The sequence below is a fragment of the Sphingomonas sp. genome, from assembly GCF_035714405.1.
Lineage (GTDB): Bacteria > Pseudomonadota > Alphaproteobacteria > Sphingomonadales > Sphingomonadaceae > Sphingomonas.
On record NZ_DASTMA010000018.1, the window covers coordinates 138060 to 158324 of the forward strand.

Sequence of the window (20265 nt, forward strand, 5' to 3'; positions counted from 1 at the left end):
CACTCCGTGAGCCCGTTTCAGGAGGTCAAATGGTGGCTGATCCTCAACCTCGGCCTAGCGAAGGATGCGCTCCACGTCTATGTCGGCCTCACCGTGATGTTCGGCAGCGCGTTGTTGTTCGGGTGGCGGCTGTCGAGCTGGCGACCCTGGCTGGCGGTGCTCATCGCCGCGCTTGCGGGTGAGGCTTGGGACATCCGCGACCGCTGGGTGATCGGTTTCCCACAAGAATGGTCCGGTAACTGGCACGACCTGTGGAACACGCTGTTCTGGCCCAGCGTCTTCCTGCTGCTGGCACGCCGCACGTGGCTGTTCGGGCGCTAGGCGATCGCGCCGAGCAGCCCCTCGAACAGCCGCCGCCCATCCGCGCCGCCATGAGCCGCCTCTACCTTGCGTTCGGGGTGGGGCATCATGCCGAGCACGTTGCCGGCCGCGCTGACGATGCCGGCGATGGCGCGGGCGGAGCCGTTGACGGGCTCGGCGTAGCGAAAGGCGACTCGGCCTTCGCCCTCGAGGCGGTCGAGCGTGTCGGGATCGGCCACATAGTTGCCGTCGTGGTGCGCGACCGGCACACGGATGGTCTCGCCCGACTGGTAGCCGCTGGTGAACGCGGTGTCCGCATTGTCGATGGTCAAGGCCACGTCGCGGCACACGAAGTTCAACCCTTCGTTCCGCATCAGCGCGCCGGGCAGCAGTCCCGCCTCGGTCAGCACCTGAAAGCCGTTGCAGACGCCGAGCACGGGCAGCCCCTTGCCCGCCGCATCGACCACCGCGCGCATGATCGGCGACCGCGCGGCGATCGCGCCCGAGCGGAGATAGTCGCCATACGAGAAGCCGCCCGGCACCGCGACAAGGCCGACGCCCTCGGGCAATTCGCTGTCGCCATGCCAGACCATCATCGGCTTCGCGCCGGTCACGCTCTCCAGCGCGACCGCAAGATCGCGGTCGCAGTTGGAGCCGGGAAAGACGATGACCGCCGTTTTCACGCGGCCGTCTCTTGCCGCTCGATGCGGTAGTTCTCGATCACGGTGTTCGCCAGGAGCTGCCGGCACATGGCGTCGATAGCGGCGTCGTCGGTCGCGTCGTCCACGTCCAACTCGAGCAGCTTGCCGGCGCGCACGTCGTTGACACCGGCGAAGCCGAGGGCGCCAAGGGCATGTTGGATGGCGCGACCCTGCGGGTCGAGGACGCCGGGCTTGAGCGTCACGAAGATGCGCAATTTCATTCTGGCGGCTCCCGAGGCGCGGCCGCTATGCCGTCGCCGCCGGCGCCGGGCAAGCTTCACGACTTGTTTACGCCGAAAGCCGACCCTCCCCCGGCCGAGTCGGCGCGTGGGGTGTCGCGCTCGGGACGGGGAGACGCATCATGGCTGGACTTGCCATGGTCATGTTCATCGCGCTTTTCGCCTTCGGGGCGAGTTATTTCGGCTGGGAGGATCCCGGCGGGCGCGTGTCGCTAGCGCTATTCTCCAGCTTCATCTTCGGGATTATTTGCGGGTATCGGGTGAAGTAGCTCCAGAACGCGGGCCGTCACGGGGGTAGATCCCGTGACCCCGAAGCTCGGCAGCGCCGAGCCCGGCAGGCCCGACGCTTCTCGTTTCTAGCTGCGGTAGGCGCGTGGGCGCCGGCGGCTCAGCGGCCTCGCTTCTTACGGTGGCTGTCCAGATCGAGCACGGCGTGGTCGCCGCCCTCGGGCAACAGCCCCAGTCGCCGCGCGACCTCCTGATACGCCTCGACTTCGCCACCCAGGTCACGCCGGAACCGGTCCTTGTCGAGCTTCTCGCTGGTTTCCATATCCCACAAGCGACAGCAATCCGGGCTGATCTCGTCGGCCAGGATGATGCGGCCATAGTCATTGTCCCAGATCCGGCCGAACTCGAGCTTGAAATCCACCAGACGGATGCCGACGCCGGCGAACAGCCCGCAGAGGAAATCGTTGATGCGGATCGCCAAGTCGGCGATGTCGTGCATCTCTTCCTGCGACGCCCAGCCGAACGCGGCGATATGCTCGTCGGTGATCATCGGATCGCCGAGCGCGTCGTCCTTCAGCGCATATTCGATGATCGTGCGCGGCAGCTTGGTGCCTTCCTCGATCCCCAGCCGCTTCGACAGCGTGCCCGCGGCGACGTTGCGGACCATCACCTCGATCGGGACGATCTCCACCTGCCGGATGAGTTGCTCGCGCATGTTGAGACGGCGGATGAAATGCGTCGGCACGCCGATCAGGTCGAGCAGCGTGAAGATGTGCTCGGAGATGCGGTTGTTGAGGACGCCCTTGCCGTTGATCGTGCCCTTTTTCTGATTGTTGAAGGCGGTGGCGTCGTCCTTGAAATACTGGATCAGCGTGCCCGGCTCCGGACCCTCATAGAGGATCTTGGCCTTGCCCTCGTAGATCTGGCGGCGGCGAGCCATGTGTGTCCCCCAAAAAAACGCAAAGCCCCGGCGGCGGACGGCGGCCGGGGCGGATATGGCCTGCGCCATAGGCGAAGGGGGCTAGCCGATCAATCGGCAGGCGGCGCCGAGGAGACTGTCGCGCGCGGGGTGCGCCGCCGCCACGCAGCGCGCCCCCGCAGGAACAGATAAAGGGCCAGCCCGAGGGCGAGCGCGGGTGGGCCGAAGATGGCGAGGATGCCGAGCAGCACCGCAAAGGTCGCCTGCGCCGAGCCGATAGCGGTGTCGATCGCGCTGGTGAGCGGGGCCGAGGTGTCGAAGCCGCGCACCGCCGGACCGGATTCGTAGAGGAAGCTGACCGGAGTCTGCGCCAGGCTTTCGCGCGCGGTCGCCGCCGTGTCGCCGGCCGCAGCGATGCGGCGGGCGATCTCCGCACGCTGCGCCTGCAGCTCTGCGCGCTCAACGCCGGTGCGGGCACCTGCGATAGCGGCATCGAGGCGGCGGAGCTCGTCGCCGGCGCGCGCGCCATCGCTCCTGGAGCGGTCGATCACCGCACCGGCATCGGTGCCGGTGATCTCCGCGTCGACCAGGGTACCGTCGGCGCGCTCGACGACGGCAATCCCCTCCTTGCCGAAGCCGCGCGCCAGTTCGGGCGCGAGCTTGAGATCGAGCGCCGCCTCGATGTTGTTCTCGCCGAGCAGGCGGTAGCGCATGCCGGTGACGCGGCAGCGCGCGGTGCCCAGCTTCTCGCAGGCCTGGGCATGGCTCTCCTGCGCTGCGGAGATCCGTGCTGCCGGCAGTCGGAAGCCGTAGCGGTAGATGAATGCGACGCCCGGCGCGGCGGTGACGTTGATGCCGGGCGCGGTGAAGCCGGCCGCCCTGCTTTCGGCCCGGGACGCCGCCGCCATGTCGGTCGTGGTCATCTCCGCAGGCGCCGCTTCACGGCTCTCCTGTTGGCCGCATCCGGCGACGGTGAGCGCACCCAGTCCGATCAGCAGCAAACGCGTCATCGCAACCTCCCCGCCTACGTCGGGGATATCCTACTCAGCTGGTGTGGAATAGGTCAAGACACATTCTTGCCATATTTGGGCCATGATGTGGTCAGGTCACCAGATGCCGTTCGGAGAAGCGAGGATCGGTCCAGGGTTCTTGTCTCACCACCCCGGCCAACAGCTCTCCCGCGCGCCAGACGTCCTCGTGAGTTAGGTACAGCGGGGCCAGGCCAAGTCGGAGAATATCTGGGGCGCGAAAATCGCCGATCAGGCCCTGCGCAATCAGCGCCTGCGAGAGCGCATAGGCATGTGGGTGGCGAAAGCTGATGTGACTGCCGCGCAGGATTGGGTCGCGTGGCGTTATGCAGTCGAGGCCGAGGCGGTCGCCGGCCGCTGCGAGGATGTCGAACAGTGCCGCGCTCTTCGCCCAGACCGCCGCCGGCTCGATTCCGGTCCAGAGATCGAGACCGGCTTCAAACGCCGCCATCGCGAGGATCGACGGCGTGCCGGTGAGCCAACGCTTCATCCCGGGCGCGGGTGCGTACGCATCGGCAAAACCGAAGGGCTCAGCGTGGCCCATCCAGCCGGACAGCGGATTGGCAAGGCGCTCCTGCCATCTTTCCGCCACATACAGGAAGGCTGGCGCGCCCGGCCCGCCATTCAGATACTTATAGCCACACCCGACCGCGAGATCGGCGCCGCAGCCAGTCAGGTCGAGCGGTACCGCGCCGACCGAGTGGCTGAGATCCCACAGCACCAGCGCGCCTGCCTCGTGCGCGGCGGCGGTCAGCGCGGCCATGTCCCAGCGCTCGGCGGTCTTGTAATGGACATGCGTAAGGAGAAGCACCGCCGTGTCGGGGTCGAGCGCCGCCGTCACCTCAGCGCGCGGCACCGCCCGAAGCCGCCCGCCGGTCACGCACCCGGCGGCGCCCTCCGCGATGTGAAGATCGGTGGGGAAGTTGCCGGATTCACTCAGGATCGTGGTGCGGGCCGGATGGACGCGGAGCGCGGCCACCAGCAGCTTGAACAGATTGGCGGACGTGGAGTCGCCGACGATCACCTCATCCGCCCGCGCGCCCAGCAGCGGCGCCAGCTTGGCGCCGAGCCGCTGCGGCGCGTCGATCCAGCCCTCGTTCCAGCTGCGGATCAGCCGCTCGCCCCATTGCCGGTGCGTGAGATCCTCGAGCGCAGGGGCAGTCGCCCGCGGCAGGGGGCCGAGCGAGTTGCCGTCGAGGTAGATGATGCCGTCGGGCAGCTGGAAGCGGTCCCGGATCGAGGCGAGCGGGTCCGCGGCGTCGCGCGCGCGGGCTTGGGCGAGGTCCACTTACTTCTCTCCGGAACGTGGCGGACCGAAAGCGGCGGCGATCAGTTGCTTGGCTTTGGTCCAGGCGGCGCTTTCCGGGGCGATCAGCTCGACATGACCGGTGTTCGCCACCGCGTGCAGCACTACCCGGTCGCCCGCCCTGCGCGCCTGCTCCTCATATCCGGTGGCGAGCCGGAAGGGGATGATGCGATCCTCGCGGCCGTTGACCAGATCCTGCGGGACGCCCAGCGGCAGCAGGCGGGGCACGGAGGTGTCGGCAAAGCGGCCGCCGGTGAGCTGCGCGACGACTTCGGTGCCGCAGCCATTGTCCGGGCTGGCGGCGGTCGCCTCCAGATCGGGCAGGCCGCCCAGGCTGACGACATGCGCGATCCTCAACGGCTTGGCCGTGCGCAACGGACTGTTCCCGGGCAGCTTCGGCCGGCCGGCGAGCCACAGCGCCAGGTGACCTCCGGCGGAGTGCCCGATCGCCACGACCCGGCGCAGGTCGAGCTTGTACCGCCGCGCATGCAAGGCCAGCGCGTCGGTCGCCGCCGCGGCGTCGGCGAACGTACCCGGATAGCCGCCGCCGGCGCGATCGACGCCGCGATAGTCGATGTTCCACACCGCATAGCCGCTGCGACGCAGATCGTCGGCGATCCAGTTCATCAGGCCGCGGTCGGCGATCGAGGTCTGCCAGCAGCCACCGTGCACCATCACCAAGGTCCGGTGCGGCCCCGCTCCCGCAGGCAGCCAGACATCGACCTTCTGCATGCCGTCGGCACCATAGGTGACGGTCGCGTCGGGCTTCGGCTTGGGTCGGCTCGTAAGGTCTGGCCAGGTTAGGAGCTTGGGCGCGGTCATGGCGGTCAGCATCAGCAGGAGGAGTGCGGGTCGGATCATCACCGCAGCTTGGCACAGCCGCGCTGTCGATGGGAGAGCGAGCGGAACGCTTGTGGAACGATCCTGCCCTCTGCTAGCGAGCGTCATACATGGTCACCGCCGCCGCCGACCCCTTCGACACCATCGTCGACGCGCCGTTCGATTCCGCGCTGTCGGAGCGGTACCTCGTCTATGCCCTATCGACGATCACCGCGCGTTCGCTGCCGGACCTGCGCGACGGGTTGAAGCCGGTCCACCGCCGCCTGCTCTGGGCGATGCGACTGCTGCGGCTCGACCCTGCATCGGGGTACAAGAAATGTGCGCGCGTCGTCGGCGACGTGATCGGCAAATACCATCCGCACGGTGACGCGTCAGTCTATGACGCGATGGTCCGCCTCGCGCAGGATTTCGCGCTGCGCTATCCACTGGTCGACGGGCAGGGCAATTTCGGCAATATCGACGGCGATAACCCCGCCGCCTATCGCTACACCGAGGCGCGGCTGACGCAGGTCGCGATCGACCTGATGGTGGGGCTCGACGAGAACGCGGTCGATTTCCGCCCGACCTACAATAATGAGGAGGAGGAGCCCGAGCTCTTCCCCGGCCTGTTCCCCAACCTGCTCGCCAACGGCGCCGCCGGCATCGCGGTCGGCATGGCGACGAGCATTCCGCCGCACAATGCCGCCGAGCTGCTCGACGCCGCGATGCTGCTGGCCGACGACCGCAACGCCACCGACGCGCAGGTTTTGGAGCACGTCACCGGCCCCGATTTCCCGACCGGCGGCCTTGTCGTCGACACCCCCGCTGCGATCGCCGAAGCCTATGCCACCGGGCGCGGCAGCTTCCGGGTCCGCGCGCGCTGGCAGATCGAGCGCGAGAAGGGCGGCGGCTGGCAGATCATCGTGACCGAAATCCCCTACGGCGTCACCAAGGGCAAGCTGATCGAACAGGTCGCGGCGTTGGTGAACGAGAAGAAGCTGCCGATCCTGGGCGACGTGCGCGACGAATCGGACGCGGTGATCCGGCTGGTGATCGAGCCGCGCAGCCGCACGGTCGACCCGCAGGTGCTTATGGACGGTCTGTTCCGGCTGACCGAGCTGGAGAACCGCTTCCCGCTCAACCTCAATGTGCTCGACGCGCAGCGGACGCCACGGGTGCTGTCGTTGCGCGAGACGCTGGCGCAATGGGTCGATCACCAGTTCGTGGTGCTCAAGCGCCGGTCAGAGCATCGGCTGGCGAAGATCGCCGACCGGCTGGAGCTGCTCGGCGGCTATCTGATCGCATTCCTCAACCTCGATCGCGTGATCGAGATCATCCGTACCGAGGACGAGCCCAAGGCGGTAATGATCGCGGAGTTCGAGCTGACCGATCGTCAGGCGGAGGCGATCCTCAACATGCGATTGCGCTCGCTGCGCCGGCTGGAGGAGATGGAGCTGACCCGCGAGCGCAATGCGCTGACCAAAGAGCAGGCGGAGCTGGAACTGCTGCTCAGCTCCGACGCGCGCCAGAAATCGCGGCTGAAGCGCGACATGAAAAAGCTGCGCGATCGCTATGGGCCGGACACACCGCTCGGCAAGCGGCGGACCACGGTCAAGGAGGCGGCGCCGACCCGCGACATCCCGCTAGAGGCGATGATCGAGCGCGAGCCGATCACCGTCGTGCTGTCGCAGCGCGGCTGGATCAGGGCGATGCGCGGCCACCTCGACCTGGGCTCGGCGGAGACGTTGAAGTTCAAGGAGGGCGACGGCCCCGCCTTTGCCTTTCACGCTCAGACCACCGACAAGCTGTTGCTGGTGGCGGAGAACGGCCGCTTCTTCACGCTCGCCTCCGACCGACTGCCTGGCGGTCGCGGCTTCGGCGAGCCGGTGCGCGCGTCGATCGACCTCGACGGCAGCGTCGGCATCGTGTCGTTGTTGAAGGCAAAGGCGGGTACGCGACTGCTGGTCGTGGCTTCGGACGGCCGCGGCTTCGTCGTTCCCGCCGCCGACGTGCTGGCGGAGACCCGCAAGGGCAAGACCGTGATGACGCCGCGACCCGGCGCGAAGCTGAAGGTGGTGTGGCCGGTTGGACCCACGCACGATTACGTCGCGGCGATCGGCGACAACCGCAAGCTGCTGGTGTTCCCTCTGGTGGAGTTGCCGGAGATGACCCGGGGGCAAGGTGCGCAGTTGCAGCGGTACCGCGACGGCGGACTTGCCGACGCGGTCACCTTTCTCTTCGCTGCCGGACTGAGCTGGCCGATGGGCGGCGACACCGGCCGGACGCGCGCGGAGCCCGACATGGGCCCGTGGCGCGCGGCACGCGGTGCGGCGGGGCGGATGCCGCCGACCGGCTTCCCGCGCGATAACCGCTTCCATAATCTGGATTAACGTCTTTAGCGCGCTTTAACCGCGACGGCCTAGAGCATGGCGCAATGGTCGCGCGCGCTCCTCCCACGTTGTCCGACTTGTTGGAAGCGGGGATCGAGCTGATTCCGGTGCCTGCCGCGCATCTGATCAAGCAGGACGGGGTATGGGCGTTCGAGGCGCTCAATCGAGCTTATCGTCAGACCGGGCTCGACATCGCCCCCGTCGGCTCGCCATTTCTGATGGCGATCGCCGATCGGCTGGACCGCTTCATGGCGTCGAACCATTGCAACACGGAGTTCGACTGGACCACCGGCGAGGAGATCGACGGGCGCCACTACCGCATCGGTCTCGGCCGGCTCGCGGTGGGCGGACGGCGGTGCACGATGACCCTACTCGACCAGAGCTCGCGGCTCGCGACCGAGCGGACGTTGCGGCGCGAGATGACCACCGACAGCCTGACCGGGCTGCTCAATCGCACCGGCTTTGGCGACCTGATCGAGGCGTTGGCGGACCAGCGTGAGGGCCGGGCGGTGTTGGTCGTGGATCTGGTCCGGTTCGGACGGATCAACGCCTGTATGGGTTCTCTCGCAGGCGACGAGCTGCTGATCACCGTCGCGCGTCGCATCAAGGGCGCATTGCGCGCCGGCGACGTGCTGGCCCGAATCGGCGGTGACGAGTTCGGCGTGCTCATTCATGTGGCCCACGATCGCGCCGAGGCGATGGCGGTCGCGGAGCGCATCCGTGACGCGCTGCAGGCGCCGTTTCGGCTGACCGACTTCCAGATCGGCATGGAATGCTCGATCGGAATCGCGATCGGCGCGGAGGAAGCAGACGCGGCCGAGGAGTTGATCCGCCACGCCCAGTTCGCGATGAAGCGCGCCAAGACGACCGGCCGGACCGAAATCTATCTGGCGCAAGCCTTCACCATCGCGCGCGCGCAGTTCGCGATGGAGACGGCCCTTCGTTCCGCGATCGAGGACCGTCGGCTCCGCCTCACCTTTCAGCCGATCTGCAGCCTGGCCAACGGCCGGGTCGTCGCGTTCGAAGCGCTGGCGCGATGGACGGACGAGGGCGGACGCGACTGCTCGCCGGACGAGTTCATCCCGGTCGCCGAGGAATCCGGGCTGATCGTGCCGTTGGGACGATGGGCGATCGATGAGGCGGCGCGGACGCTGGCCGGTTGGGACCGGGCGGCGGGCGGACGGTGCGGCGTCAACATGGCGGTCAATCTGTCGCCGATCCAGTTGCAGCGAGACCGGGTGGCACCGGTGATCGAGGCGGCGCTCGCCGCCACCGGACTGACCGGCGACCGCTTGACCCTGGAGCTGACCGAGAGCGCGATCGTCAGCGATCCCGACCGCGTCGCGCGCGCATTGCATGAGCTCAAGGCGCTGGGCACGACGCTGGCGATGGACGATTTCGGAACCGGCTATTCCAATCTCGCGCACCTTCAAAAATTGCCGATCGACATCCTCAAGATTGACCGCAGCTTCGTGACCGACATGCTGGGCGATCGCGACAAGGTGGCGATCGTCCGGGCGATACTCGGCCTGGCGCAAGCGCTGGGCAAGCAGACGACGGGGGAGGGGGTGGAGACCAACGCCCTGGCGCAAACGCTGACGGCGCTGGGCTGTACCTATGGCCAGGGCTATTATTATGCCCGGCCGCTCGAGGCGTCGTCCGCCTGGCGGATGATCGCGCCTTCCAGCTGCTCGGAGACCACCGCGTCCGCGATTTCTTCCAGCCGCGGCTGATCGGGGAAGCCTTCCGCTACCCAGCGATTCTCAACGGCCTTCAGCGCAGTCGCGACTGCCGGCCCCTTCTGCAGGCCACGTTCTACCAGCGCCCCGCCGGAGATCGGCAGGCGCGGTGGCAGCCAATCCATGATCTCGCTCGGGTCGCCGCCAGAAAGCAGCAGCCGATCGACCGCCAGCTCCATGCCGGCACGATAGGCGAGCGCCCGCTTGCCTTCGTCGCCCGACCCCAGCCGCGCGGCCGCGAGCCGCCTGCGGTCGACGTTGGAGAGCTTGAGCCTGGCGCCGACCGCCTCCGTATCGGCAGGCGGGATGAGGGCGGCCAACCGGCGAATCGGATGGGGCGCGACACCTGCCCGCGACTCGGCCTCGGCAAGGGCCGTCAGCAGCTCGACACCGCTGACCTCGATTTCAGGGAGCACTGGGCGCAGGATGCCGTTCGTCACCATCAGGCGGACGACCGCCACCGCCTGCGGCGCGACCAGCAGCTTGAGCAGCTCGGCCGCCACCCGTTCGCGCGACAAGGCCATCAGGTCGTTGGCCCGCGCCACGCAGGCGGCGAGAGCGGCTTCGTCCACCTCCGCTCCGAACCGCGCATGGAAGCGGAAGAAGCGCAGGATGCGCAGATGGTCCTCGGCGATGCGGCGCAGCGGATCGCCGATGAAGCGGACGCGCCTGGCGTCGAGATCGTCGCAGCCGCCGAAGAAGTCGTCGATATGGCCCGTGCCTGGGTCGGCGTAGAGCGCGTTGATCGTGAAATCGCGCCGCGCGGCATCCTCGTGCCAGCTGTCGGTATAGGCGACCACCGCGTGGCGTCCGTCGGTGGCGACGTCGCGGCGCAGGGTCGTCACCTCGACGATCGCCCCCTGCGACACGGCGGTGACGGTGCCATGCGCGATGCCGGTGGGCACGGCCCTGATCCCCGCCGCCTCGAGACGGCGCACCACTTCGACGGGCTCGAGCGGGGTGGCGAGGTCCACGTCGGACACCGCGAGCCCGAGCAGCGTGTCGCGCACCGCCCCGCCCACATACCGCGCGTCGCCCAACACCGCGATCAGCTCGGCCAGGCCCGGCCGGTCACGCCACGGCGCAGGAGGCAAGATCACGCCCATGATCGCAGCCGCCGCGACAGGTTGACGATCATCGCCGCGGTCGCGCCCCAGATCCGGCGCTCCTCCCAGCGGAACTCCCAGTAACGGCGGTCGACGCCGCGCCACATCATCTCCGACTCGATCTGGTTCGCCGGGTCGAGCAGGAAGCCCAGCGGCACCTCGAACACGTCGGCAACTTCATGGGGGTTGAGGACGAAAGCGAGATCGGGCGCGATGACGGCGAGCACGGGGGTGACGCAGAAGCCGGTGACGGTGCGGTAGCGGTCGACCTCGCCGACGACTCCGACCCGGTCGCGCGGGAGGCCGATCTCCTCCTCTGCTTCGCGCAGCGCGGCGGCGATCGCGTCCTCGCCGGGATCGAGCCGCCCGCCCGGAAAAGCGACCTGCCCGGCATGGCGGCGCAGCGTGTCGGTGCGTTGGGTCAGGATGACACCGGGCTCAGCCCGGTCGGTGACCGCGACCAGCACCGCCGCGGCGCTCAGCGCGTCATCGGGCCCTTGATCCAGCCCGACCTGGTCGCCGGTCAGCAGCTCGGGCGGCCCGTCGCCATCGGCCGCCAGCGCCGCCGCCAGCCGCTCGGCCAGCGTCATGCCGGCTCGAGCGGGAAGAACACGCCGTCGCTCCACACGCCTGCGGGCTCCTCGTCGCTGGACAGCGCGCGCTCGGCCAGGTCGTAATAGATCGAACGCACCACCAGCGCCTCCAGCCCGCCACGGACATGGAGATAGGGGCGCGGCTCGTCGGGCGTGCCGGCGAAGCGCAGCGCGTTCTCCGGACCGGCGGTGACCAGGTCGCCGGTGTTGAGGCGAAAGGCGAGCCTGGCCTGCCGCCTGTCACCCTCCGCCTTCATCTCCACCGCGGTGAAGGGCGCGTCCTCCACCGCGATGTCGAGCTTTTCGACCGGCGTGACTAGGACAAAGCCGCCGTCCGGCTCGCGGCGCAGGATCGTCGAGAACAGCCGCACCATCGCCGGCCGGCCGATCGGCGAGCCCTGATGGAACCAGGTACCGTCGCGAGCGATCCGCATCTCGCTGTCGCCGCAATGCGTCGGGTTCCAGCGTTCGACCGGCGGCAGCCGCTGGTCGGCGGCGAGCTGCGCAATCTCGGCGAGGCTGAGTGCGGCGAGGTCGGGCAGGGGCGGCATCGGCATGGGCGCGAGGTAGCGACTTGGCGCCGGCTTGCAATGCTTGGCCGGCGGCGGGTCAGGCCGGGCCCAGCGTCCCCGCGCCATCGGGAACCGCATCGCCCCTCGCCAGCAGCCGGCGTTGCTCGATCGGGCCGGGAAGGCGCCAGCCGCCGGTGCGCTCGGCGGTGAAGCCGAAGAAGCGGCCATAATATTCCGGGTCGCCGATCAGCACCAGACGATCGTCGCAGCCGTGTTCGCCGGCCGCGGCGAGCGCGCGCACCATCAGCCGCCGGCCGATGCCATCGCGCTGACGCTCGGGGGCGACCGCGACCGGCCCGACCATGACGAGGGGAACGGACGCACCGAGATCGGGGGTGAAGCACACCGGCCAGCACTGGACGGTGCCGACCAACGCGCCTGCGTCGAGCGCGGCGAAGCTGAGCGCCGCCACCGCCGTCGCGTTTCCTCGTACCAGGTAGGCGGTGCGCTGCCGGCGGGTGGGCTCGAACGCGCGGTCGAGCAGTCGCTCCACCGCCGTTTCCTCCACCTCGGCCAACGGCACCAGCCCGATCACGACAACCCCTTCACAAAGGGCGCGCGCTGTAGCGGCCGGCGGCGCGAACGCAACGGCTTTCCTCCCGGGCCATGCATGCTAGACGCCGGCGCATGGACGACAGCCTGCGCCTCGAAGTGCACGATCTTGAGGTGCAGGTGCTGACCGGCATCTATTCGGAGGAGACCGGCGCGACCCAGCCGCTGCGCATCTCCGTCACCGCCGACCTTGCCTGCCCGGCGCAGTTCCGGCCGGACGCGCGGCTGACCGAATCGAAGAACTATCTGGACCTGAAGCACGCCGCCACCACCGCGCTGCCGCCCGGCGTCCACTTCACGCTGATCGAGGCGGTCGCCGACCATATCTGCGAGACGCTGTTCCTGCAGGACCGGCGCGTCACGCGGGTTGAGGTCAAGATCGTCAAGCTCGCGATCGCCGAAGCCGCCGAATCGATCGGCATCACGCTGGTGCGGCACCGGCGCTGAACCGAGCCCGGCTTCGGCTCGGGTCGCCGGCTCAGCCGCGCGTTCGTCCGCAGGGACCGAGCTGAGCCAGCACGAAGCGATAATCCTCCTCGGCCTTGACCGCGTCGGCGGGTGCCAGCGCGGCGGTGCTGGTCGCGGGCAGCGTCGGGGGGAGCGCGCAGGCGAGGCGATACCAGAGCAGCGTGTCGCGTGGCGGCGGGCCCGCAGCCTCGTCGACGATCTCCGACAACGCCACCGCCCAGCGCGGCCGCTCGCCCGGCCGGCGCAGCACCGACAGCGACACCGGCCGGCCGTCGGCGGTCTGGAGGAAGACCTGGGTCTCTCCCTCGCCGGGCAGGGCGCCGGGGACGTGGAAGGCGTTGCCGACGCCGGTCAGGCGCGGCGCCGCGTCGGCCGCCAACGCCTCGCGGACGATCGCGCGGACCTGCGCGTCGGCGGCCGGGGTCCAGCGCAGCTGCGCGTCGGGCGCGACGAGTTGCAGCTGGCCGGGCAGGGCGGAGGGTCGCGCGAACAGCAGTACCCGCGCCTTCTTGAGCTGAGGCAGCTTGCCGCGCGCGTCCGGCCGCACGTCGAGCAGATAGCCGACGCGCGGTGGCAGCCCGCCGGCACCGCGGATCAGCGCGGTCATGTCGGCCTCGACATACAGCCGCACCAGCCCGATCGGTACGCCCGCCGCGTCCGGCCCTTTCAGCCGCACGGTGGAGCGAATCGTGGCATCCCCGATCACCGGCGCCGCGAGCGCAAGGTCGGCGAGATCGGCATAGGCGGGCTGAACAATGGCGGCCGCCGGCAGCTGCATCGGCGGCGGCGTCGTCGCCAGCAACAGGACGGAGAGGGGCAGGAGGGCGGAGCGGATGCGGGTCATGGCGGCACGGCTACGCCCGCGGACCTGAACCGCCAAGCAACAAAGCCGAACTCCGCCACGCAATATCGTTGCGCCTACAAAGCGTTTGCGTGTCACAGGCGGCGGCATTAGACGGCAATAACAGGCACAGGGATACAACATCCCAGTGTACGCGTTTTTCCTTAATGGACTTCACCTCCGGCATGCGAAGGCGGGAGATCAAGGGAGAGTTGGAGCCGAATGGCCTACGCTGATCGTGATACAACCGGTAGCCGCACGGTGGCGATCGTTATCGTCTGCCTCCTCATCGCAGGGCTCGGCTATGCCTTTGTGACCGGGCTCGCGCAGGATTTCGCGAAGAAGGTCAACAAGGACCTGAACGTGTTCGACGTGGCGCCACCACCGCCGCCGCCGCCGCCGGAGGAGCCGCCACCCCCGCCGCCCGACCAGAACGTGCCACCGCCGCCGGTGGTGTCGCCGCCGCCGATCGTGCAGACCAACACGCCGCCGCCGGTGACCATGAACACCGTGCCGACGCCGCCGCCGGTCTACATCCCGACGCCGACCGCGCCGCCGCCGTCGCCGCCGGCGCCGCCTCCAGCTCCGCCCGCACCGCCTCGGGTTTCGCAGGCGGCCGTTGCAAGGGGCAATCCGGGCCAGTATTTCAGCGCGGACAACTACCCGGCCGATGCACTGCGTGCTCAGGCGCAGGGTCGCGTCTCGGCTCGTCTGACGATCGGGACGGACGGACGCGTGTCGGACTGCGCCGTTACGTCGTCGAGCGGCAACGACTCACTGGACAACGCGGTGTGTCGGATTTCGCGAAGCCGGATCCGGTTCACGCCGGCGAAGGACGACAATGGCAACCCGATGAGCACCACCTATCCGCTGAACGTTCGCTGGGTGTTGCCCACGGACTGAGATCATGGTGACGGGCTCCGGCCCGCCGCTTTCGCCACCATCTGCTAAAGGACCGTTCCGATCATGCTCACCACCATCCTCGCCGCTGCGCCAGCCGGCACCCAACAGTACGGCCTCGTGCAGGCGCTCGAGGAAGGAGGCCCGATCTCCTGGGCCACCTTCGCCATCCTGGTGCTGATGCTGGTGGTGTCGCTGTACATCCTTTTCACCAAGCTGTTCGAGCAACAGAAGATCCGCAACCAGGCCAAGCGGGTGCAGCAGAGCTTCTGGGCGTCCAATTCGCTGCGCGAGGGCGCTGCCAAGCTCGAGAAGAATTCGGCCTATCGCCAGATCGTCGACGACGGTCTGGCCGCGCAGGATCAGCACACCAAGCTGACGGATCCGGTCGAGGCGCATGACTGGCTGCACGGTTCGCTGGCCCGATCGGAGGCTTCGATCAACTCGCAGCTCAACGCCGGTCTCGCGTTCCTCGGAACGGTCGGCGCAACGGCGCCGTTCATCGGCCTGTTCGGCACCGTGGTCGGCATCTATCGCGCGCTGATCGCGATCGGTGCGTCGGGTCAGGCCTCGATCGACAAGGTCGCAGGGCCGGTCGGCGAGGCGCTGATCATGACCGCGCTCGGCCTGGTCGTCGCGGTGCCGGCGGTGCTGTCGTACAATTGGCTGCAGCGTCGCAACAAGTCGATCCAGGAGGATCTGTCGTCCTTCTCCAACGACGTGTTGGGCTTCCTCGCCTCCAACGGCGCGGTGAAGCCGAACTATCGCAACGCGGGCGCCACCGCGACCGCCTCGTCGGGCGGGACCGCGGCAGCCAAGGCGCCGGCACGCGCCACCAGCGCTTCGACGACGATGGGCGCCACCGGCGCGAACCCGACGCAGAGCTGAACAATGACGAGCCGGCGTTGCACTCTGGCGACGCCGGCCGCATATACCGGCCACGGGCAAGAATATGCCCTGGTTTCAATCGAGTAGGATGGTTCTGTCATGGCAATGAGTGTTGGCGGTGACGAAGGCGGCACCATGTCGGACATCAACACGACGCCGCTGGTCGACGTCATGCTGGTGTTGCTCATCATCTTTCTGATCGCGGTCCCCGTCGTGGTCCAGTCGGTCAAGATGAAGCTGCCCGACGTAAAGTTCGAGCCGACGGACACCAAGCCCGAGAATGTCTCGCTGTCGGTGATCTCGGACGCCGGCGGCAAGTGTGCGGTCTATTGGGGCATGTCGCAGGTCGGCAACGAAGAGCTGTTGAGCCGCGCGGTCGAGAAGTTGAAGGCGGAGATCGCGCGCCAGGGTGGCGTCGGCAATCCCGACCTGGAGCTGCCGGAGGCTCACATCCGCGCCGACGTCAACACGCCCTGGGAGTGTGTGGGCGGCGCGATCTACAACATGCAGATGGCGGGCTTTGCAAAGGTCGGCTTCATCTCCGCGCCGACGGCGACGGAGAATGCGCCGCGCCTCAGCCTCGGCAGCTGACATCAAGCGATTTAGGAGTAAGACCTCATGGCAGTGAGCGGCGGCAACGACGACGGCGAGCCGATGATGGATCTGAACATGACGCCGTTGATCGACGTCCTGCTCGTGCTCATCATCATGTTCATCATTACTATTCCAATCCAGACCCATGCGGTGAAGGTTGATCTGCCGGTCAAGAGTGACCAGCCGCAGCAGATCATCGACCCGCAGAAGAACAAGATCACCATCGATCCGGCGGGCACGGTCGCCTGGAACGGCGTACCGGTCAACGAGGCCACGCTGGCGGGGTACCTCGGCCAGACCGCAGCGTTGAACCCGGAGCCCGAATTGCACTTTCAGCCGGACGCGAACACCCGGTATGAGGTGGTCGACAAGACGCTGGCCGTGATCAAGAGCTCGCCGATTACCAAACTCGGCTTCATCGGCAACGAGCAATATTACAACCGCTTCTGACGTAGCGCGCTCGGCCGCGGCCTAACCGCCGCGGCGATGTGCATGTCCGGCTGGCCCCGGCCTGAGCCGGGTCCGACTTTACGTTGATCCGCTGCCGTGACGGGAGGTCACGGGAGACCGATCGGGGCGGCTCTTCGTGGTCGCCCTTCAACGTCCGTGGTCGCGCCGAGAATTTCTCGCTGTCCTACAAGGGCCGGCCTGTGCCCTAAGCTCTTCGATGAGCAACACAGCACACGCAACCCCCGGCGCCTCCGGCCAGGAGCAGCCGATTCCCTTCACTCCGGTGTCGGTACGCCCGCGCCATGACGGCTGGACTCCCGGCAAGCAGGTGGCGTTCATCCATGCGCTCGCCGAAACCGCCTGCGTCGACGAGGCCTGCCGCCGCGTGCAGATGTCGCAGCAGTCGGCCTATCAGCTCCGTACTCGGACAGATGCCGTGAGCTTCCGACAGGCGTGGGCGGTCGCGCTCGACCTCGGCACATCCAGGCTTGCCGATCGCGCCATGGCCCGGGCGATGAACGGAGTGGCTGTTCCCATCTTCTACAAGGGTGAAAAGGTCGGCGAGCGGCGGGTTTTCAACGAGCGGCTGACCATGTTCCTGCTCCGCATGCACGCCCCCGAGCGGTATGGCGCGTGGCGCGATCAGACGGTGCAAACCCGGGCGCACCCCGATGGGCTGGCGGTCTTGTTCAAGGCGGCGGTGCGGGCGGTCGCCGAAGACGCGCTCGCCGACGAGCAGGGCGCGCCACGGCCCAAGCGCAATCTTCTCAAGCTGATCAACGCACCACAGGAAGATGGGGATGAGACCGAGCCGGTCTCGGCCTTCGAAGAGATGACCGAGCGGTACGAGAAGATCTTCGAGGAGCAGGAGCGCGAGATCCAGGCGCTGAATGGGCGGTTGACCGTCGCTGCCGGGACGGAAGGCTCTGCGTGCGACGGAGGCTCAACATGGCCAACTTCCGAGCCGTTGTGACCTCGACGAAAAGTCCGCTTGCACACGAGTCACCGAAGTGTCACTCTCTCGTCACAAATCAGTCATGTGGAGAGATGTCATGAAGAAAGCAGGGTTAGCGGTGATCATTGCAGCGGGGCTGGCCGGTTCTGCGGCGGCAGCGGACCGGGTGGCCTATCAAGCGATCACGGCAGGCGATTTCGCCGCCGCGGCGCAACAGCTCGAAAGCGAACGCCGAATTTACCCACAGCGGCCCGAGCTGATGCTCAACCTCGCCGCGGCCTATCGCGGCATGGGACGTCTCGCCGAGGCGCGCGCCCTCTACTCCGCAGTGCTCAGCCGTCCGGCGGTAATGCTTGACCGGCCCAATGGCGATCCGATTTCGTCCCGCGACCTGGCGGTCGTTGGTCTGGAGCGGACCGGCGCGGCACTCGCCTCGCGCTGAAGCCGTACGCCGCGCGCCACCGCTCTTGGCTCATAGCCGGGGGAGGGTGACGCCCTGCTGGCCCATATATTTGCCGGCGCGGTCGGCATAGCTGACCTCGCACGGCTCGTTCCCCTGCAGGAACAGGAACTGGCAGGCGCCCTCGTTGGCATAGATCTTGGCGGGTAGGGGCGTAGTGTTGGAGAATTCCAGCGTCACATGCCCCTCCCAGCCGGGCTCGAGCGGCGTGACGTTGACGATGATCCCGCACCGCGCATAGGTCGATTTGCCCAGGCAGATGACCAGGACGTCGCGCGGCACCCGGAAATATTCGACCGTCCGCGCCAGCGCGAAGCTGTTGGGCGGGATGATGCAGACATCGGTCTTGCGGTCGACGAAGCTGTTCGCCTTGAAGTCCTTCGGATCGACGATCGCGTTGTCGACGTTGGTGAACAGCTTGAACTCGTCGGCGACGCGCGCGTCATAGCCATAGGAGGACAGGCCATAGGAGATGCAGCCCTCGCGGCGCTGCGCCTCGACGAACGGCTCGATCATGCGGTCCGCCAGCGCGCGCTCGCGAATCCAGCGGTCGGATTGGATGGCCATGGCGACCGGTCATGCGGGCAAAGCGGCGCCCCGGCAAGCCACGCTACCCGGCAGCGATGCCCAGATCGGCGGGACCGAAGGCATGGGGGAGGAGCTCGGACAACCGATGTTCCTCCATCGCTTCGCCGGTCAGGCCGGCGCAATAGACCGGCAGATCGCGGCCGCCGAGCTGCGCGGCCTCGTTGAGCACCTGGCGGCACCGGCCGCACGGGCGCACCGGCATGTCGCCCGCGCCGTCCATGACCCCACCGACCACGCCGATCGCGACGACATCGCGCAGCCGACCCTGCGCGCTCGCGGTGGCGATCGCGACCGTCTCCGCGCACAGCGACAGGCCATAGCTCGCATTCTCGACATTGGCGCCGGTGACGACGCTGCCGTCGTTCAGCAACACCGCCGCGCCGACGGCGAAGCGGGAGTAGGGCGCATGGGCATGGACGGCGGCGGCGCGCGCGGCGGCGATCAGGTCGTGGGGGTTCATGGCCCCACCACATCCCAGTTGACAGGTTCGTCAACCCCCTCGATCCGCCGCCGGTCGCTGGCGCGCCACAATCGCCAGGGTCGGTCGGTGTAGCCCGGCCGGAGGAAATTGCCCGATAGCCAGAGCGGCCGATCGAGGGCGGTGGAGAATTCGTAGCGTCGCTCGACGGCGCGGGAGAGGCGCAGGATCACGGGCTTGCCGCTATGCGTCTCGACCCGCTTGACGAAGCTGCGGAGGTTGTCGGTGACCGGAGCACCGCGCTCGGGTGGCTCGCATCCCTCGCGAATGTCGATGTCGACCGCAGGCGGCAGCGCATCGGCCGTGCGTGGCACGGTTGCGTTGAAGGCGTCGGCCTGGGTCGCACCATCATCGCATAGCGAGTAGACGTGCACCGCACCGCGCCGAAGCCCAGCCCCTGGCAGCGCCTGCCAATTGTGCTCGAAAGCAGGGTCACGGACCCGGTCGCCCACCGTCGCGACCAGATAAGCGAAGTCGGCCCCCGCCGCCCGGACGCTGCCCCACTCGATCGCTGTCGGTCGCTCGCCCAAGTCGACGCCCTGAAGCGGGTAGCGCGCAGGTGATGGTCGCCACCCAGCGGCGAAGCCGTGCGCGCCGAAGCCGATCGCGCCGGCAAGGAGCGCGCCGAGCAGCAGCCGCCCTCCGCTAGCCACGGATGTGGAGCACACAGATCAGCGTGAACAGCCGTCGCGCGGTGTCGAAGTCGACCTCGATCTTGCCCTCGAGCCGCTCCCTCAGCAACTCGGCCGCCTCATTGTGGATCGCCCGCCTGGCCATGTCGACCGTCTCGATCTGCTGCGCGGTGGATTGGCGGATGGCCTGGTAATAGCTGTCGCAGATCGCGAAATAGTCGCGGATCGGCCGGCGGAACCGTCCCATCGCGAGGATCAGCGTCTCCAGCGGCGTGTCGTCCTCGCGCTTGATGCTGAGCACCAGCCGCCCCTCCTCGACCGACAGGGCGATCCGGTAGGGGCCGGCATAGCCATCGGCATGCGGGCGTTGCGGCGCGAAGTGGTTGCCCTCGATCAGGTCGAAGATCGCGATCCGACGCTCCTGCTCGACATCGGCCGAGCGCCACAAGATGGTGCGGTCGTCCAGCTGGACGTCGATGATGCGCGGATCGGCCACGTCAGTGGCTTAGCGAGCCGTCA

At 68.1% G+C, this 20265-nt stretch carries 26 protein-coding genes; 11 read left to right on the forward strand and 15 right to left on the reverse strand.

The window, feature by feature from the left end:
- Positions 1-6: 6 nt before the first annotated feature.
- The gene (locus tag VFQ64_RS07495; protein WP_325102673.1) at positions 7-321 is read left to right on the forward strand and encodes a hypothetical protein; all 315 of its coding nucleotides are present in this window, start codon (positions 7-9) and stop codon (positions 319-321) included.
- Here the strand turns inward: VFQ64_RS07495 and purQ are convergent.
- A complete protein-coding gene (gene purQ, locus VFQ64_RS07500) occupies positions 318-983 on the reverse strand; it encodes a phosphoribosylformylglycinamidine synthase subunit PurQ (protein ID WP_325102674.1) in 666 nt (221 codons plus the stop codon). The two genes, VFQ64_RS07495 and purQ, sit on opposite strands and share 4 nt — an antisense overlap.
- Positions 980-1222, reverse strand: a complete 243-nt coding sequence (purS, locus tag VFQ64_RS07505; protein WP_325102675.1) for a phosphoribosylformylglycinamidine synthase subunit PurS — start codon at positions 1220-1222, stop codon at positions 980-982. The genes purQ and purS overlap by 4 nt, the downstream gene beginning before the upstream one ends.
- 140 nt (positions 1223-1362) lie before the next feature.
- Between purS and VFQ64_RS07510 the strand changes: the two genes are divergently transcribed.
- Positions 1363-1509, forward strand: a complete 147-nt coding sequence (locus VFQ64_RS07510; protein WP_325102676.1) for a hypothetical protein — start codon at positions 1363-1365, stop codon at positions 1507-1509.
- Between the two features lie 119 nt (positions 1510-1628).
- On the opposite strand, the gene purC is transcribed toward VFQ64_RS07510, so the two are convergent.
- The 4 genes from purC to VFQ64_RS07530 form a co-directional block, all read right to left on the reverse strand.
- Entirely contained in the window at positions 1629-2408 is a 780-nt protein-coding gene (gene purC / locus VFQ64_RS07515; protein WP_325102677.1) for a phosphoribosylaminoimidazolesuccinocarboxamide synthase, read from the reverse strand.
- An 89-nt stretch (positions 2409-2497) separates the two neighbouring features.
- Positions 2498-3397: a hypothetical protein gene (locus VFQ64_RS07520; RefSeq protein WP_325102678.1), complete on the reverse strand. Its 900-nt coding sequence runs from the start codon at positions 3395-3397 to the stop codon at positions 2498-2500.
- Between the two features lie 91 nt (positions 3398-3488).
- Entirely contained in the window at positions 3489-4703 is a 1215-nt protein-coding gene (gene kynU, locus VFQ64_RS07525; protein WP_325102679.1) for a kynureninase, read from the reverse strand.
- Positions 4704-5582: an alpha/beta hydrolase gene (locus tag VFQ64_RS07530; protein ID WP_325102680.1), complete on the reverse strand. Its 879-nt coding sequence runs from the start codon at positions 5580-5582 to the stop codon at positions 4704-4706.
- Between the two features lie 89 nt (positions 5583-5671).
- Here VFQ64_RS07530 and parC point away from each other — a divergent pair, with 89 nt between their 5' ends.
- Together parC and VFQ64_RS07540 are read left to right on the forward strand one after the other, a co-directional pair.
- Positions 5672-7930: a DNA topoisomerase IV subunit A gene (parC, locus tag VFQ64_RS07535; RefSeq protein WP_325102681.1), complete on the forward strand. Its 2259-nt coding sequence runs from the start codon at positions 5672-5674 to the stop codon at positions 7928-7930.
- Between the two features lie 44 nt (positions 7931-7974).
- Complete coding sequence (locus VFQ64_RS07540) at positions 7975-9663, forward strand: putative bifunctional diguanylate cyclase/phosphodiesterase (protein ID WP_414712879.1); 1689 nt, start codon at positions 7975-7977, stop codon at positions 9661-9663.
- Here the strand turns inward: VFQ64_RS07540 and VFQ64_RS07545 are convergent.
- Genes VFQ64_RS07545 through VFQ64_RS07560 form a run of 4 tightly spaced genes read right to left on the reverse strand, consistent with a single transcriptional unit; the run spans position 9564 to position 12475 of the window.
- Positions 9564-10775, reverse strand: coding sequence for a CCA tRNA nucleotidyltransferase (locus VFQ64_RS07545; RefSeq protein ID WP_325102683.1), 1212 nt, complete (start codon positions 10773-10775; stop codon positions 9564-9566). The genes VFQ64_RS07540 and VFQ64_RS07545 overlap by 100 nt on opposite strands.
- The gene (locus VFQ64_RS07550) at positions 10766-11365 is read right to left on the reverse strand and encodes a CoA pyrophosphatase (RefSeq protein WP_325102684.1); all 600 of its coding nucleotides are present in this window, start codon (positions 11363-11365) and stop codon (positions 10766-10768) included. Before VFQ64_RS07550 ends, VFQ64_RS07545 begins: the two co-directional genes overlap by 10 nt.
- The gene (locus VFQ64_RS07555; protein ID WP_325102685.1) at positions 11362-11925 is read right to left on the reverse strand and encodes a DUF1285 domain-containing protein; all 564 of its coding nucleotides are present in this window, start codon (positions 11923-11925) and stop codon (positions 11362-11364) included. Before VFQ64_RS07555 ends, VFQ64_RS07550 begins: the two co-directional genes overlap by 4 nt.
- Positions 11926-11977: 52 nt before the next feature.
- Entirely contained in the window at positions 11978-12475 is a 498-nt protein-coding gene (locus tag VFQ64_RS07560) for an N-acetyltransferase (RefSeq protein ID WP_325102686.1), read from the reverse strand.
- Between the two features lie 92 nt (positions 12476-12567).
- Here VFQ64_RS07560 and VFQ64_RS07565 point away from each other — a divergent pair, with 92 nt between their 5' ends.
- The gene (locus tag VFQ64_RS07565; RefSeq protein WP_325102687.1) at positions 12568-12939 is read left to right on the forward strand and encodes a dihydroneopterin aldolase; all 372 of its coding nucleotides are present in this window, start codon (positions 12568-12570) and stop codon (positions 12937-12939) included.
- Between the two features lie 31 nt (positions 12940-12970).
- On the opposite strand, the gene VFQ64_RS07570 is transcribed toward VFQ64_RS07565, so the two are convergent.
- Positions 12971-13804 carry a hypothetical protein gene (locus tag VFQ64_RS07570; protein ID WP_414712880.1) on the reverse strand — a complete coding sequence of 278 codons (834 nt, stop codon included), beginning with the start codon at positions 13802-13804 and terminating at the stop codon, positions 12971-12973.
- A gap of 219 nt (positions 13805-14023) precedes the next feature.
- On the opposite strand from VFQ64_RS07570, the gene VFQ64_RS07575 reads away from it, so the two are divergent.
- The 6 genes from VFQ64_RS07575 (at position 14024) to VFQ64_RS07600 (ending at position 18030) form a co-directional block, all read left to right on the forward strand.
- A complete protein-coding gene (locus VFQ64_RS07575; RefSeq protein WP_325102688.1) occupies positions 14024-14704 on the forward strand; it encodes an energy transducer TonB in 681 nt (226 codons plus the stop codon).
- A 63-nt stretch (positions 14705-14767) separates the two neighbouring features.
- The gene (locus VFQ64_RS07580; RefSeq protein WP_325102689.1) at positions 14768-15589 is read left to right on the forward strand and encodes a MotA/TolQ/ExbB proton channel family protein; all 822 of its coding nucleotides are present in this window, start codon (positions 14768-14770) and stop codon (positions 15587-15589) included.
- A 99-nt stretch (positions 15590-15688) separates the two neighbouring features.
- Positions 15689-16180 carry a biopolymer transporter ExbD gene (locus VFQ64_RS07585; RefSeq protein ID WP_325102690.1) on the forward strand — a complete coding sequence of 164 codons (492 nt, stop codon included), beginning with the start codon at positions 15689-15691 and terminating at the stop codon, positions 16178-16180.
- Between the two features lie 27 nt (positions 16181-16207).
- Positions 16208-16633 carry a biopolymer transporter ExbD gene (locus VFQ64_RS07590; RefSeq protein ID WP_325102691.1) on the forward strand — a complete coding sequence of 142 codons (426 nt, stop codon included), beginning with the start codon at positions 16208-16210 and terminating at the stop codon, positions 16631-16633.
- Positions 16634-16769: 136 nt separating this feature from the next.
- Complete coding sequence (locus VFQ64_RS07595) at positions 16770-17606, forward strand: hypothetical protein (protein ID WP_325102692.1); 837 nt, start codon at positions 16770-16772, stop codon at positions 17604-17606.
- 79 nt (positions 17607-17685) lie between these two features.
- Positions 17686-18030 (forward strand): tetratricopeptide repeat protein, encoded by a 345-nt coding sequence (locus VFQ64_RS07600; protein WP_325102693.1) that lies wholly within the window; start codon positions 17686-17688, stop codon positions 18028-18030.
- A gap of 30 nt (positions 18031-18060) precedes the next feature.
- On the opposite strand, the gene dcd is transcribed toward VFQ64_RS07600, so the two are convergent.
- From dcd to VFQ64_RS07620, 4 genes are read right to left on the reverse strand one after another with little or no spacing between them, the layout of a single operon-like run.
- Positions 18061-18615, reverse strand: coding sequence for a dCTP deaminase (gene dcd, locus VFQ64_RS07605; RefSeq protein ID WP_325102694.1), 555 nt, complete (start codon positions 18613-18615; stop codon positions 18061-18063).
- Positions 18616-18658: 43 nt separating this feature from the next.
- Positions 18659-19096 (reverse strand): cytidine deaminase, encoded by a 438-nt coding sequence (locus VFQ64_RS07610; protein ID WP_325102695.1) that lies wholly within the window; start codon positions 19094-19096, stop codon positions 18659-18661.
- Positions 19093-19767 carry a glycoside hydrolase family 25 protein gene (locus VFQ64_RS07615; RefSeq protein WP_325102696.1) on the reverse strand — a complete coding sequence of 225 codons (675 nt, stop codon included), beginning with the start codon at positions 19765-19767 and terminating at the stop codon, positions 19093-19095. Before VFQ64_RS07615 ends, VFQ64_RS07610 begins: the two co-directional genes overlap by 4 nt.
- Positions 19760-20242: a UPF0262 family protein gene (locus VFQ64_RS07620; protein ID WP_325102697.1), complete on the reverse strand. Its 483-nt coding sequence runs from the start codon at positions 20240-20242 to the stop codon at positions 19760-19762. Before VFQ64_RS07620 ends, VFQ64_RS07615 begins: the two co-directional genes overlap by 8 nt.
- Between the last annotated feature and the right edge of the window lie 23 nt (positions 20243-20265).